Here is a 14,590-nt window from a genome sequence, read left to right on the forward strand (position 1 = left end):
TGTTAAAATCAATTTTCTTCACTCGTAATGTAGTGATACAACTTACTTTCCACAGTATTCTCTAACGCTAAATGCATATGGACTACCGGGATTTCTTTTAGATTTTTATCCGTCATTAACGCTTGCTCGATGTTTTCTTTATCTGGAAGAGCTTGACCCAAATAATAAAAATCGCCACCCTCGTCGTCATCCTTTTTGATAAACAAATGAAGATCAATATCATTTTCAGCAGCATCTATAATGGTTTTTACTTCTCCAGATGCTAAAGTGCGATTACTTCTTGTTGACCATTTAAAGATTTCAGGACTGATAAAGCCTTCTGTATAGGCGACGCTCGATTCTACTTCATCGTTTTTGTGATACGTAACAAAAATCGGACAAGAACCGTGCTTTGTTTTATAGCCATAAATCGTGGAGCTTTCATCGCTTGACCAGTTTAATAAACGGCACGCATCTTTACGCGTGTATTTTTTATAAAGTGTTAAAGCACGATTACATTCGTAGCTTTTGCTCAATTCTTTAGCACTCACTATTAGATCAACAAACATTTTTCGGAAGCTCGTATTCTTCTTTAAGCTTTCTTGAATATCTTCATTAAAATAGATGCTGCTTTCTCCAAAGACCACAAGTGGTTTATTGCCATATTTTTTACGTGGACCTTGGTTGAAAAAGCTTAAACCTAAGATGCGCTCTACCGAAGCAAAAGTGTCCGAATTGACCGTACAGTTATGGGATTTTACAGATTGCTCGTAAGTGCCCAGCGTGACTTGGTCTTTTTCCACTAACAATTCAAGCAATAGGATCTCATGCAGCCTTTTGCCGTTTAGAATTTCCTGAGATAACATAGTTAGTATCTGATCTTCGTATTTATTTAATACCTGTTCTGTTTCTTTTAATTTTAATAAAAACTGATAATAATTTAAAAAGAGATTGTAGCTTGCTTTATTCTTTTTATGAGTTTTCACTATTATCATAGGATCAATAGAGTTGTGAATTATAAAGTCTTCAAATCGAGGAATTTTCCCTAGTCGATTTTTCAATTCAAAATAAGCCTCTCTTAAAATTTTTATATTGACTAGTTTACTTTGACTAATAGAACTAAAAATACGATTTTTCGCAATTTCTTCAAAATTCACTGTGGAAATCCCTCTGATGTAGCTAGTGTCTTTCATTCGGCGGCGAATATTATCCTTGTTTTGTGAACGCTCACCTGACAACGCGACCGGAATGAGGTAGTTATTTTTATAGTTACCGATGAAATCAATGATGGTTACGAATTCTTTTGATCCGTGCTTGCGAAGACCACGGCCCAACTGCTGGATAAAAATAATGCTAGACTGTGTTTGTCTTAGCATAACCACTTGATTGACACTCGGAATATCGATTCCTTCATTAAAAATATCGACAGTTAAAATATAATCAATGATGCCATTCTCTAACCGGTCAACGTGTAAAATTCGTTCTTCTTGCGAATTTTGGCCAGTCAATGCTACCGTCTTTAACCCTCTACGATTCAATTCTTCTGAAAGCTTGATAGCTTCCTCTTTTCGGCTACAGAACATGAGCCCTCTCACTTTTTCACCTGAATGTCCATAGTAATTGATTTTTTGCAGAAGATGATCGACTCGTTCTTCTGTTATCAATTTCGAAAAAACGGTCGCTTCGTCAATCACGCCTTCTTCATACTCAACGTCGGTTACGCCAAAATAGTGAAACGGACAAAGCATGTCTTCTTCTAATGCCTCTTGTAAGCGAATCTCATACGCAACGTTATAGTCGAATAGCTCATATATATTAAAATCATCGGTTCGTTCCGGTGTTGCCGTCATGCCCATGAGAAAATTCGGCTGGAAATGCTCGATGACTTTCTGATACGACTTAGCTCCCGCTTTATGTACTTCATCAATCAAAATATAGTCAAAAGCTTGCGGATCTAGTTGATTGAGCGTCGCTTCTTTTGAAATGGTTTGAATCGTCGCAAACAAATAACGCGCATCCGTTTCTCTTAAATTTCCTGAAAGAATTCCAAAATCACTTTCCACTCCGCCCAGTATTCGAATAAAGTCCGACTTTGCCTTTTGAAGAATTTGTTCTCTGTGAACGATAAATAGCATTCTTTTTGGAGCAAAACTTCGGACGTCAAAAGCAGATAGATAAGTTTTCCCTGTCCCCGTCGCCGAAATTACCAAACCTTTGTCATTTCCAGCTTCACGTACTGACTGTATTTGTTGAAGAGCAGCTTCTTGCATTTTGTTCGGCTTGATATTGATGGCTTCTTTTAACGGATTTTCAGTATACACTTCGGGAAATTCAGCTATATTTTTTAATTCTTTGCGGTATTCAATCGGTACATAAGATTGTTCGTAGTTTGTAATCCACTGTTCTGTTAGTGGTTGTGCACTTTCCCAAACCTCTTCGAATTGTTGATAAAAATGGTGGACCAATTCTCCGTTTTCATGAGAACTCAATTTGACATTCCACTCATAGTTCACTTGCAAGGCTTGTGCCGTTAAATTAGAACTGCCGACAATTAACGTCTGATGCGTTTCATGTGAAAAAATATAGCCTTTTGAATGAAAACCTTTTATGTTCGATAACCGGACTTCCACATTATTGATTTTCATAAGTTCTTTAAATACTTTAGGCTGATTGAAATTTAAAAAAGTCGAAGTTAAAATTCTTCCTTTGATTCCTTTTCGGTCAAGATCCGATAAATGCGTTTTTAAGGTCGCCAAGCCACTTTCTGTCACGAATGCTACAGAAAAGAGAAATGATTGACAGCTATCTAACTCTTCTGTAATGGAATTCAACACAGTGTCATTTGTTTTCGTATTATTGATCAGCAAAGTTGGCTTGAAACGTTCACCACTTGGTTTTGCTTGGTCGATAAACCCTTTATATAGAGAGTCTTCTAAATTCTGAAGAAAATTCATACCTATCCCCCGCTTTTCTTTCAGCCAATTTTATATCTCTAAACTTAAGCATACTGTTTTAGTTTTTGTATCGCTGGAATATCTGCTGGCGCCCATTCTAGCTGCTCGAGTTCGTGCGCTTCTAACCATTCGATTGCTATATGTTCTGTTAATACTGGAGTTCCTTCGACTAATTGGCAGTAAAACGTAGTTAAGTGAACAATACCAAAGTCGTATTCATACACCGTATGTTCTACTTGTTCACCAATTTCTACTTGGCAATGCATTTCTTCTTGGATTTCTCTTCGCAACGCTGCTTGTGGCGTTTCAGTTTCTTCTATTTTGCCTCCTGGAAATTCCCATAAACCAGGCAAACTTTTTTCCATTCCACGTTGTGCACACAAAATTTTGTTACCGTCTTTAATAACTGCCCCAACGACATGTATGTTTTTTATTTTCATTTTTCTCACCTACTTTTATTTTCATTTAAGTTAAAGCAGTGGTAATAGATTGATTTAAATTTGATATAATTTAACTGTTGCAAAATTCAGTTTTAGAAAAACGGTTTAATTGTTACGATATAAGTTATGTCTTCTTATCAAGGATATATACAATGCAGCTTTGGATCAAGTCAACTTTCCACTATTTCTATTTTATGGAATATTTTTTGTGTATATTCGAAATTTTTTCAAACGAGTTGAGATTTTTCAAAACACCTATTAGATAGGAAAGGATGATCACATGAAAAAAATCACGAAATTCAAAGTAGCCGTCGTGCAAGCCGGTGCTGAAATCATGGACAAAGAAAAAGGCGTAGCCAAAACGGTTCGTTTGATTCAAGAAGCAGCTAGGCAGCAAGCTAACATTATTGTCTTCCCAGAAGCATTCATCCCCGCCTATCCGCGTGGTATGTCGTTTGGTGCAGTGGTTGGCAGCCGTGATTGGGAAGGTCGCAAAGATTTTCGTGAATACTGGGACCATTCCATCACAGCACCTGGTCCTGAAACACAAGCGATTGGCAAAGCAGCGAGACAAGCGGGAGCTTACGTCGTAATCGGTGTCATCGAAAAAGACTCGAACGGTAGCCAAGGCACGCTGTATTGCACGGTCTTATTTTTTGGACCTGATGGCGAATTGCTCGGCAAGCACCGTAAGTTAAAACCGACCGGGTCGGAACGTCTTATTTGGGGACAAGGCGACGGCAGCACATTGCCAGTTTTCGAGACGCCTTACGGACGACTTGGTGCGTTAATTTGCTGGGAAAATTATATGCCCCTCGCACGTGCTGCAATGTATGACAAAGGCATCCAGATTTACGTTATGCCAACTGCTGATGGACGGGATACGTGGACGTCAACGGTTCGACACGTAGCGGCAGAAGGGCGTTGCTTCGTATTGTCGTGCAATCAGTATTCAACAAAATCAATGTACCCAGAAGCTATTTCGTCACGGGCTGAATTTCAAGAGTTGCCAGAGGAAATGTCTCGTGGCGGAAGTTGCATAGCAGGACCTCTAGGGGAGTTGATCGTCGAGCCGGTGTACGGAGAAGAAACCATTCTCTACGCCGAACTCGATTTAGACCAAATCGCCGAAAGTCAGTTTGATTTTGACGTATCGGGACATTACGCTAGACCGGATGTTTTTCAGTTGAGTGTCAATGAGAAAGCGCAAAAAAACGTGGTGTGGAACAACTGATCATCCTTTCTTTTTCTAAAAATACAATTGCAAAGAAAGGTGGGAAGCCTAGTGGAAAACGATAAAATCACCAGACGCAATCCCATCGGTATGCCGAAACCCGTCGGCAATTACACACACATTACGAGAATCCCCAGAAATGCAGAGCTGTATGTGACTTCGGGGCAAATTGGTCTAGATGCGAACGGCAAGCTTCCTAAGGGATTCCATTCTCAAATTACCAATACAGTTAAAAATATTAAACAAGTTCTCTATTCAGAACAGTTAACTGCTGAGAATATCATCAAAGTAAATATATGGGCTACCGAAAAGATCGATTGGGATTTCTTATATGCTGAATGGTCACAGCTATTCGGCACTGATTATCCAGCCATGACGATTGGGTACATTACAGAACTGGGGTTGCCCGACATCAAAATTGAAATTGAAATTTGGGCAGCTCAAGTTTGATCCACTATGAAAAAGCACAGCCAGAACGGAGTACCGTTTTGATTGTGCTCTTTGTTGTTTTATTTGATGTATAAAATAATGATCAGATGTTACTTTTATTGCTAATCAGTAACCTCACATAACAAGACTACCAATTGATAAAACTCACGCTTTCAGATGGGAGTAGATCGCAAATGATCAACTTACAAAATTCCACACCAGAAGAAATCCGGCAGCTGATTCGAGAAGGCAATTTAAAGAGTCCTACTTCGGGGATGGCGAATGGCTTTTTGCAAGCTAACCTTGTCGTTCTTCCAAAAGACATGGCGTTCGATTTCCTGCTATTTTGCCAGCGCAACCCAAAATCTTGTCCATTAATAGACGTCACCGATGCCGGTTCATTTACACCTGTCCAATCCGCGCCTACAGCAGATATAAGAAGTGACATTCCGCTTTATCATGTTTACCGAGACGGGAAATTAACGGAAACGCTGACAAACATTACGGAGCTTTGGAATAATGACATGGTCGCGTTTCTCATTGGTTGTAGCTTTACGTTTGAAGAAGCTTTAGTCAACAATGGCATTCCGATTCGCCACAACGACGAAGGAATAAATGTACCGATGTACAAAACATCTATTCCAACCATTAAAGCCGGAATATTCGAAGGACCCACTGTTGTCAGTATGCGTCCTGTTGCCGAAAAAGATGTGGTACGCGCTGTGCAAGTAACAAGTCGTTTTCCAACCGTCCACGGTGCACCGCTCCATATTGGCAATCCGGAAAGTATCGGTATCGACGATATAAATCAGCCTGACTACGGTGACCGCGTGACGATTAACGATGGTGAAGTGCCGCTTTTTTGGGCTTGCGGGGTCACGCCACAAGCCATTGCTGCACATGTCAAACCGCCATTCATGATTACTCATGCGCCAGGGCATATGTTTATTACAGATATAAAAACCGAAGAAGTCGGAGTCATATAAGTTCAGATAGAACAAAAAGCACGGCCAAACGGGGGTCCGTTTTGGCTGTGCTTTTTGTTTTTGTCATTAAACTGTCTCAAGTACTTTTTTACACAAACTCTTCATCAAACTTTCCAGCATATGCGGCGTATGAACAAAAGCACTGTCCATATGAAGCCGCTCTGTATACTGATGAGCGTCTTTGCCGAACGGACCAACATTCAACACAGGCGCTTGTAGCTCAAGCATGTCGGCAAACGGAATGCTATAGGTTTTTCCCCATACAGGCGTGTTGCGTTCATACGAGCTCCATCCGTTACCAGGGTCGCTATAATTAACATAACTCAAATCGCAAAGTCCGTTAAAATAGTGAACTTGATCAACTTCAATGCCATTTTCTGCGGCTGCTCTTTTTACAGTGGCAATGCACTCCATGATAAATGGATCTTCCGATGAATTGACTGCCGGATAATAAGGCGGTGCAAACAACAAGATGATTGCTGGTGCTAATTCGTGACATTGAATCATCAGTTTATCAGCAATACGCAACGATTTCTCGCGTTCGTCCCATTCTGGATGTGCTAAAATTTCTGCTTTTAGTTTTGAAACAAAGCGAACACCGCGTTTCGCTTCTGCATACTTAAGTAACTGCTCAAAGCGCAATACCTGTACTTCCCCAATGCCTTCGATCCCTTCACGCCTGCATAGTCCGCTATATGCCGTATTACACATAGTCGCCGCTTGCATTGCCGTTTGTTCAAACAGTTCCATCACTTCGGCAGCATTTCGTTTCATGAGAAAAACATTATACAAAGCAGTTGCTCGGTAAGGTGTTTGTGTCGAATACTGCATTTTCAAATCTTTTTGTTGAAGCGAAACCGGTAGCGGTGTACTTTCACCAAGATCACTTTCGCGGTATAGAGCGTTCCACTCCATCGCTTGCGATAGAAAAGAAGCCATGTAATTCGCTGTCATGCCTTTTAACGGTTCACCCACATGCGTTTCTTTGCCATAGAAAAGTGCAGCTGGCATGATTTTTCCGAGCGTCCCCGAATAGACGTAATGCTTTTCGTCACCCGGTTTTTGTGAAAATGCCGGCTCACTGTTAAAGAACATCTTGTACGACAAGCCGCGCTCTTCGCGTAAGTTAACAAGCTCACTCACCGCTTTACGCATGCCCATTGAGTTAACTTCTTCGTCGGGCACAGTCAATAACACGAGGTTCAGCGGCCAGTTTTCCGTACTGGCTTTTTCAATGAGTGCCATATGGAGAGCCAGCCCCATTTTCATATCCATCGTGCCACGGCCAAATAAGTAGTTGCCTGACTCGAGATCTGCACGCGCCTCTTCTGGAAGATCGTCTTTTCGCTCAAACAGCTTTTTCGTTAGCTCTTCAGGACGAAATGCGAGTTGTTCCAGATCCCCGTATTCTTCGGTTTGCACCGTATCAAAATGGCTGATGAGCACAATTGTATCGGACGCTTTCGGATGCTCATAAAGAGCCATCACCAAGTTTCGTCCCTGATCTGCTTCGTGAAGCGCCAAAAATTCAGGATGTTGCTTGAAATAATCGAGTTGTTTTAGCTTATTCTCCACTTTAAAAGGAAATTCTTTTTCTCCTTCTGTCAGTGTCCGGCTTTCCCAGCTGACTAATTCACATAGTAGCGTACGAAGATCTTTTGGCGTTCCCCACAACAATTTTCCCACTCTCTATTCCTCCTTATTTGACAGTCTCTACTTCCACCGGAGCTAGAACAGATTTTTTCTTTTCTAGTTTCACTTTGTAGAACACCATACAGGCTACGAAAAATCCGATGCCGTATAACAACCCGATACGCTGCGTTGGATCAAAAGCAAGAAATCCAAGAATCAGCAAACAAAAAGCAATACAGAAAATCGGGACAAACGGATAAAAAGGTACTTTAAATTTTAAATCGGCAATATCTCCACCCGACTTCACGTAGTGACGGCGGAACATTAACTGAGAAGTGGCAATTCCCATCCAAGAAATCGTTACAGAAATACCGGCAATCGACATCAACAAAATAAAGACTGTGTCTGCTTCCATAACACTTGTTAAAAGCGACAGCAGTGAAAACATCATCGTAAAAATTAATGCTGCAAGCGGTACTTTTCGTTTTGTCAGCGTGCTGAAAATACGCGGCGCCATGCCTTCATTTGCCATCGCCCACAAAAGACGGGTCGATGCATAAAGGCACGAGTTCCCTACAGACAAGATCGCTGTCAAAATCACAAAATTCATGATGCTTCCCGCGTATGGAATTCCTGCCATTTCCATCAATGTCACAAACGGACTCGTCATAAGACCGAGTTCAGACGCTGGGAAAATCGCGGATAGGATAATAATAGACGCGATATAAAAAACGATAATTCGGACTAAGATATTGCGTATCGCTCTCGGAATATTCTTTTCAGGATCTTCTGTTTCACCCGCTGCAATTCCAACGAGCTCTGATCCTTGATAAGAGAAAATAACATTCATCATCGTGATAAAAATAATGGCAATACCTGCTGGGAACAGCCCTGTAGGTGCCAGGTTATCCATAAACGGCGCCGGACGATCTGCTAGTGGAATCAGACCGAAAATCGCAGCAGCTCCAATTCCGATAAACAACAGAAGCGCGACTACTTTAATGCCAGCAAACCAGAACTCTGCTTCTGCAAAGCCTCTTGTCGTCAACGCGTTCAATGCAAATAGCAGCACTACAAAGAATGCACACCAAATCCATATCGGCGTTTCTGGGAACCAATATTTCATCAGAATGCCGGCTGCGGTAAATTCAACACCCGCTGTCGCAGCAGATCCCACAAAATACATCCACCCGAGTGAAAATCCTGCAGATGGACTAATGTACTTCGAGGCATACGTTTGAAACGAACCGGTAACTGGCATATGAACCGCTAGCTCTCCGAGACACACCATCACCATATACAGGATCAAGCCGCCGATTAGGTAGCCGATTAACGCGCCTCCTGCACCGGACTGGTTGATTGTATACCCTACATTCAAAAACAATCCTGTTCCGATAACGCCTCCAAGTGAAAGCATGAACAAATGGCGGCTTTTCATGGAACGATTCAACTGGTTTGCAGCTGGCACTTCCGGTGTTTTGACCATAAAATTTCCCCTTTCCTATTGTTATTTTCTATATTTTAGCTGTAGTTGATAAACGATAAAGTCCCTCTACACGGACACTTTATATCAACACGAGAGCCACTTAGTCGAATTGTTCATCCGTCAGCTTTTTTAAAACCGCAATGACAAACAGCTAAGTCCGCCATCGTGTTTTTGAAACTCTGACATTTCGAGCTCGATGGTTTCGAGCCCGCGTTCTGCAAACTTGCGTTTTGTCTCCTCAAAGCCTTTTGGAATAATGACATAGTCGTTTACTTTGATACAGTTTGCCGAATATTCATCTGTCGCGGGAATTTCTACTTTCTCGTAATCCACAAAGTCAGGATGGTCCAAAAATTCTCCAGCTGCTACCACCGTATTATTACCAAGATAAGCGATGCCCGTTTTCAAGTGGAAAAATTCCTGCAGTTCAACAATTGTTGCCGTGTAGCCTTCTGACTCCACGATCGTTTTGAATTGTTCTGCGCCTTTACGGTCTGTACGTTCAGAAATCCCTACATAGAAATGTTTGTCTACTTGTAAAACATCTCCACCGTCTAATGTGCCTGGTGCCGTAATGTAATGGAAATTCGTGTAGAAATTTTTTAGTACGGCTTCAATTTCTTCTTTTTCGCCGTTTCGGCTCTTTGCCCCAGGGTTTGTGATCATCGCAAATTCTGGTGTTAACACGGCTGCGTCTTCGACAAAAGTTGAATCGGGATATTCTTCGCTTTCTGACAAATGTGTAATTTCAACTCCGCACGTCTTTAAAGCTTCAATATAAGCAGCATGCTGTTCCAGCAAAAGTTCGTAGTTGGGTGTACCTAAATCCGATGTCGTTAATCCATTCAAGTAGCTTTTTCCTGGTGATTTGACGATGACATTTTTAAACATGTGTTAGTCCCCTTTTCACTAAAGTTGGTGTACGCACGGCCGGGCTTGTTAGGCAAGTCGGTCCGCCAGTTCCTTTAACGCTAATTTCTTCGCCTTTGTATTCGTAAACTACAGCTCCAGCCTCTTCTAACTGCTGTTTTGTTGATGGATTGCCTGCTACCATGATGCACACTCGAGGTGCAACTGCCAGTACGTTACAACCGAGAAGATCGTATTCCGCTTTTGGTACTTCGATTAGTTGGATACCGCGTGACAGCAAGAGCTTTCGAAAAGCGACGGGCATCAAGGGCGAGTGGACAACAGCGAGATCTTTGTCGACCATGCTGATAAATGACATTAAGTGCAGGCACTCTTCTTCCCCGTCTGCATGAGGCAACTGCACCTCGATAAACTCATCGACTAGATGTGCCGTCATTTCTTTGATTTGTCGAATAGCTTCTGCATTGGTTCGGTAACCGTTTCCTACAGCTAACACACGGTCATCAAGCCAAACAATGTCACCGCCGTCGGACGTCGCTTGCCCGGTCAATTCACCAATAATAGGAATTTCTTTTTCTTCAAGAAATTTTCTGTAAATAGCTGCTTCTGGCTGACGAAGCGCTTTTCCAGACTTTAGAATAAGAGCCCCTTCAGGTGTAAATTTGACCGGGTCGTGCGCATAGATGGAATCCATACTAACCTGCTCTGACGGTGGTAAGTAATCGATTGTCGGAACATGTCGCGATAACAGTGAAATAAATTCAGCGTATTCACTTGTTGCTTCTTCAAAATCAGGTTCTGATAAATAATTAAGCTTTTGCCACTCGTTTTTAATATGATGCTGGTTGATAAAAGCATCATTCGGATGCTTGACGATAACTCGTTCTAAAAAGTGATACATGGATGAAACACTCAAAACTCTCAACTCCTTTTTTCCGCATAGTGGAAACTATTTCCGCTAGTTGAAAAGATATTTTTAACAATATAAGATACACGTGTTATAATGTCAATATATTTTAAATGTTAAAACAATTATATTAGACAGAGGACAGGTGAAAGAATTATGCAATCAATTGATCGCGCAATGGGTGTCGTGAAATTATTAGTTTCACGTTCAACTGAAGGTGGGCTAACCATTACAGAACTCTCAACTGAATGTGACCTTCCGGTGAGTTCTATGCATCGTTTACTAAAAGCCATGGCAGCTCACGGCATGATTCAGCAAGACGATAAAACAAAACGTTATGATTTAGGCAATATTTGGCTAGAGTACGGACTGCATATGTACGACACGATGGATTATATTAGTACCATCCGGCCAGAACTCGTTCGTCTAATGACAGAAACTGGAGAAAGCGTCTACCTAAGCCAGCCGATGGGAAGTGAAGCATTGATTACTGAGCGAATTGACAACGAAAATCACGCAATCCGTGTCTATGACAAACTCGGTTCCCGTATTCCACTTCACATCGGAGCTGCCAATAAATCGATGCTTTCGCATATGCCAAATGCAGAAATAAAAAAAGCCATTACGCCATTTATCGCCAAAGAAAAACAACCCGCTTTTTATGACCTCCTGCAGCAAATCAAAGATCAAGGCTACGCCATCAGTCATAGCGAACGAACAGAAGGCACTTCTTCTGTTGGCGCTTCTATCCTTAATCGTTTTGGAAAAGTGCAAGGTGCTCTTAGCATCGGTGTTGTCAGCTATAACTTGACAGACGAGCGACTTGCGTTTCTAGCACAGCAAGTGAAAGAAACAAGTCAGCGTATTTCGGCTAAATTGGGCTATAACTATTAGCTAAAATGAAAAAGACTTATTCCCAATAGTAGGAATAAGTCTTTTTAAGTTGGATTATTGTTGATTTCCTCTCCTTTAATCAGTTCACTGAAAAGAACACACCGAAAAAACTGACGACAGGAGGGAGTCAGTCTTTTTGTCGTGAGTTTTAACACATTACGTTAAATGAATAATTTGGTAGGCTATTGGACTTTTAAAATCATATTACATAAAGAATAATATTTATTAAGTAAATGTTATTTTATGGGATATATCTATTCCTTTCTTTCAGAAATTCTTTATACTTAAGAAAATACGAGTGAATTTCCGACCTTGATACTCTAGCAGATAATTCTGCTCTCTAAAAAGAGGTGAAGCATATCGAACGTTCCAACATTAAAAGTAAATTTGCTAGTTATATCTTTCTTCATATTTCTATTTACTACGCTTGGATTTTGTTTAGTGATAGCAACGAACGTACTTTTGTATTGGTCGAAAACCTGATTTCATGGCTTGCGCCTATCGTTGCTTGTGTCACGTTGTTTATCGTCTCCCGTCAATTAGTTGGCAAAAATCGTCTGTTTTGGTTACTGCTTTCTTTAGGAGCTTTCAGCTACGCAATCGCTGAAGGCATTTCGGTTTATAGCTTCAACGTTTTACATAAAGAACCCAGTTATCCAGGATGGCCAGATGTCTTTTACTTTTTCCAAATCTTTTTCTATTTAGCTGCTGTTGTTTATCAGTTTAAGCAAAAGAAAGAAATTTCTTATGAAATTAAATTCATGTTTGATATTATGATTATTATTACCGTCTCTACTGCTCTCAGCTGGCATTTTTTGATTCAGTATTTACTGACGGAAGCATCTTCCCCTATGCTGCTTGTGGTATTCATAGGTTATCCAATTGGAGATTTGTTGATGCTGTTTGGTGCTATCAGCTTTTATATCAGCTTTTCCTATTTGTTACCGACACGTGTATTAGCTCTAATCATCACTGGTCTTATTTTCATGGTTTTTGCCGATACTGCTTATCTGTATTCAACAGTTACTGATACTTATAGATCGGGCATTTTATATGCTCCGTTATGGTCTCTTAGTCTGTTACTAGTGGCACTTGCTGGCTTGAATGCTCTTGATCCTTTACCCAAAAATGGTTTACAAGCAACTTCAACAAGGGCACATGAACGAATTTCAATTCGTATGCTGTTACCGTACCTGAGTCTCCTTCTACTGTTCACCATTATGCTTGTTGAACAAAAAGAAAACATGATGGGCTTGATCGCTGGTGCTTTTGTGGCGGCTGTTCTCATTATTACGAGACAAGTTTTTACGCTACGTGATAATCGGAGACTGCTATTCAACTATGACCAGCTAACCTCTATCCTTGAGCATAAAATTGAACAACGAACAGTAGAAGTCACTTCTAAGAACGAACAGCTAGAAAAAGCGGTCAAACAAATGGAGCACATGGCTTATCACGACGTGTTAACCAACCTTCCAAACAGAAGGCTATTCGTTGAAAAAGTGGAGAATTCCATAGCAGTTGCCAAACAAAATGGTCAAAAGCTCGCTGTCGTATTCATAGATTTGGATCGTTTCAAAAATATTAATGATACATTCGGCCACGAATTTGGAGACTTATTGCTTCAAGCATTTTCGCAAAAAATATTGGCGAATTTGCGTCCGATTGATACCATTTCTCGACAGGGCGGTGACGAATTCACACTTTTCCTTGCTGATATCCATCTTAAAACAGACGTTATCCCAATCATTCGTAGGTTACAGTCTGATTTTGCAAAGCCTATGAACATCAATGGGCAAGAATTGCCTATCTCGATGAGTATTGGCATTGCCATGTATCCAGAAGATGGAGAAACACCAAGCGAATTGCTAAAACATGCGGATAGTGCCATGTATAGTGCAAAAGCAAAAGGCAAAAATAATTATCAATTTTTCTCAACTGATATGACTTTCGTTACTTCCAGTAAATTAGTATTAGAAAATGATCTGCGTCGCGCTTTTTCCAATGAGGAATTCTTTCTTCATTATCAACCACAAGTCTGTGCTTCGAGTGGTGATGTTATCGGAATGGAAGCGTTGATTCGCTGGCAAAAAGCAGAGGGTACCATCGTTTCTCCCGCAGAATTTATTCCTTTGGCTGAAGAAACTCGCTTAATTCTTCCTATTGGTGAATGGGTGCTTGATACAGCTTGCAAGCAAGTAAAAGAATGGCATGATTCTGGATATCCTCACCTGAAGCTCGCTGTAAACTTATCACCCCTTCAGTTTTTGCAAGACGATTTGATGGAGACGATCAGTCTGATATTAGCAACTACCCACTTTCCAGCAGCTTTGTTAGAACTAGAAATTACGGAAAGTGTGGCGCTTGATGATGCGGAAAAAGCCATTTCTCGAATGCACGCATTGAGAAAAATGGGCATTCAGATGGCGATTGATGATTTTGGAACTGGCTACTCGTCGCTAAACTATTTGAAACGTTTCCCACTCAACAACTTGAAAATCGCTCAACCTTTTGTCCAAGACATGACCACAAATCCATACGATAAAGCACTCGTCGAAGCGATGATTTTTATCGCTCATAGCTTCGATATGTCAGTAATTGCAGAGGGTGTGGAAACTGAAGAGCAATTGGCGCTACTAAAAGAATTGGGCTGTGACGAAATCCAAGGCTACCTCTTCAGCAGACCGCTACCTGCTGATCGTTTTACTCAGTTGATGGTCACCGGATTCCCTTCAGTCAAAATGATTTAGTCTGTTCCTAAGAATTCATCAACTAAAAA

The 14,590-nt window shown here is 41.0% G+C and carries 11 protein-coding genes; 5 read left to right on the forward strand and 6 right to left on the reverse strand.

What is annotated here, in order from left to right:
- Nucleotides 1–8: 8 nt before the first annotated feature.
- Together FQ085_RS05475 and FQ085_RS05480 are read right to left on the reverse strand one after the other, a co-directional pair.
- Nucleotides 9–2,933 (reverse strand): DEAD/DEAH box helicase, encoded by a 2,925-nt coding sequence (locus tag FQ085_RS05475; protein ID WP_149456103.1) that lies wholly within the window; start codon nt 2,931–2,933, stop codon nt 9–11.
- Between the two features lie 44 nt (nt 2,934–2,977).
- The gene (locus FQ085_RS05480; protein WP_149456104.1) at nt 2,978–3,373 is read right to left on the reverse strand and encodes a (deoxy)nucleoside triphosphate pyrophosphohydrolase; all 396 of its coding nucleotides are present in this window, start codon (nt 3,371–3,373) and stop codon (nt 2,978–2,980) included.
- Nucleotides 3,374–3,653: 280 nt separating this feature from the next.
- On the opposite strand from FQ085_RS05480, the gene FQ085_RS05485 reads away from it, so the two are divergent.
- From FQ085_RS05485 to FQ085_RS05495, 3 genes are all read left to right on the forward strand, one after another.
- The gene (locus tag FQ085_RS05485; protein WP_149456105.1) at nt 3,654–4,607 is read left to right on the forward strand and encodes a carbon-nitrogen hydrolase family protein; all 954 of its coding nucleotides are present in this window, start codon (nt 3,654–3,656) and stop codon (nt 4,605–4,607) included.
- A 51-nt stretch (nt 4,608–4,658) separates the two neighbouring features.
- Nucleotides 4,659–5,057, forward strand: a complete 399-nt coding sequence (locus tag FQ085_RS05490) for a RidA family protein (RefSeq protein ID WP_058384124.1) — start codon at nt 4,659–4,661, stop codon at nt 5,055–5,057.
- Between the two features lie 173 nt (nt 5,058–5,230).
- Nucleotides 5,231–6,022, forward strand: a complete 792-nt coding sequence (locus FQ085_RS05495) for a putative hydro-lyase (RefSeq protein ID WP_058384123.1) — start codon at nt 5,231–5,233, stop codon at nt 6,020–6,022.
- A 66-nt stretch (nt 6,023–6,088) separates the two neighbouring features.
- On the opposite strand, the gene FQ085_RS05500 is transcribed toward FQ085_RS05495, so the two are convergent.
- The 4 genes from FQ085_RS05500 to FQ085_RS05515 form a co-directional block, all read right to left on the reverse strand.
- Entirely contained in the window at nt 6,089–7,708 is a 1,620-nt protein-coding gene (locus tag FQ085_RS05500) for a M20/M25/M40 family metallo-hydrolase (RefSeq protein WP_149456106.1), read from the reverse strand.
- A gap of 13 nt (nt 7,709–7,721) precedes the next feature.
- Nucleotides 7,722–9,140 (reverse strand): amino acid permease, encoded by a 1,419-nt coding sequence (locus FQ085_RS05505; protein WP_149456107.1) that lies wholly within the window; start codon nt 9,138–9,140, stop codon nt 7,722–7,724.
- Nucleotides 9,141–9,269: 129 nt separating this feature from the next.
- Nucleotides 9,270–10,031: a dimethylarginine dimethylaminohydrolase family protein gene (locus FQ085_RS05510; RefSeq protein ID WP_149456108.1), complete on the reverse strand. Its 762-nt coding sequence runs from the start codon at nt 10,029–10,031 to the stop codon at nt 9,270–9,272.
- On the reverse strand, nt 10,024–10,911 hold the full coding sequence (locus FQ085_RS05515) for a dimethylarginine dimethylaminohydrolase family protein (RefSeq protein WP_149456151.1): 888 nt from the start codon (nt 10,909–10,911) through the stop codon (nt 10,024–10,026). The genes FQ085_RS05510 and FQ085_RS05515 overlap by 8 nt, the downstream gene beginning before the upstream one ends.
- A 162-nt stretch (nt 10,912–11,073) precedes the next feature.
- Between FQ085_RS05515 and FQ085_RS05520 the strand changes: the two genes are divergently transcribed.
- Nucleotides 11,074–11,811, forward strand: a complete 738-nt coding sequence (locus FQ085_RS05520; protein WP_149456109.1) for an IclR family transcriptional regulator — start codon at nt 11,074–11,076, stop codon at nt 11,809–11,811.
- 350 nt (nt 11,812–12,161) lie between these two features.
- Complete coding sequence (locus tag FQ085_RS05525; protein ID WP_262499757.1) at nt 12,162–14,561, forward strand: EAL domain-containing protein; 2,400 nt, start codon at nt 12,162–12,164, stop codon at nt 14,559–14,561.
- Nucleotides 14,562–14,590 lie beyond the last annotated feature (29 nt).

This window comes from Planococcus sp. ANT_H30, from assembly GCF_008369335.1.
GTDB classification, from domain to species: domain Bacteria; phylum Bacillota; class Bacilli; order Bacillales_A; family Planococcaceae; genus Planococcus; species Planococcus kocurii.

Bases quoted from the DNA above. Each gene is read 5' to 3' on its own strand.
- FQ085_RS05475 (WP_149456103.1), bottom strand. From the start codon at position 2,933: ATGAATTTTCTTCAGAATTTAGAAGACTCTCTATATAAAGGGTTTATC.
- FQ085_RS05480 (WP_149456104.1), bottom strand. From the start codon at position 3,373: ATGAAAATAAAAAACATACATGTCGTTGGGGCAGTTATTAAAGACGGT.
- FQ085_RS05485 (WP_149456105.1), top strand. From the start codon at position 3,654: ATGAAAAAAATCACGAAATTCAAAGTAGCCGTCGTGCAAGCCGGTGCT.
- FQ085_RS05495 (WP_058384123.1), top strand. From the start codon at position 5,231: ATGATCAACTTACAAAATTCCACACCAGAAGAAATCCGGCAGCTGATT.
- FQ085_RS05505 (WP_149456107.1), bottom strand. From the start codon at position 9,140: ATGGTCAAAACACCGGAAGTGCCAGCTGCAAACCAGTTGAATCGTTCC.
- FQ085_RS05510 (WP_149456108.1), bottom strand. From the start codon at position 10,031: ATGTTTAAAAATGTCATCGTCAAATCACCAGGAAAAAGCTACTTGAAT.
- FQ085_RS05515 (WP_149456151.1), bottom strand. From the start codon at position 10,911: ATGTATCACTTTTTAGAACGAGTTATCGTCAAGCATCCGAATGATGCT.
- FQ085_RS05520 (WP_149456109.1), top strand. From the start codon at position 11,074: ATGCAATCAATTGATCGCGCAATGGGTGTCGTGAAATTATTAGTTTCA.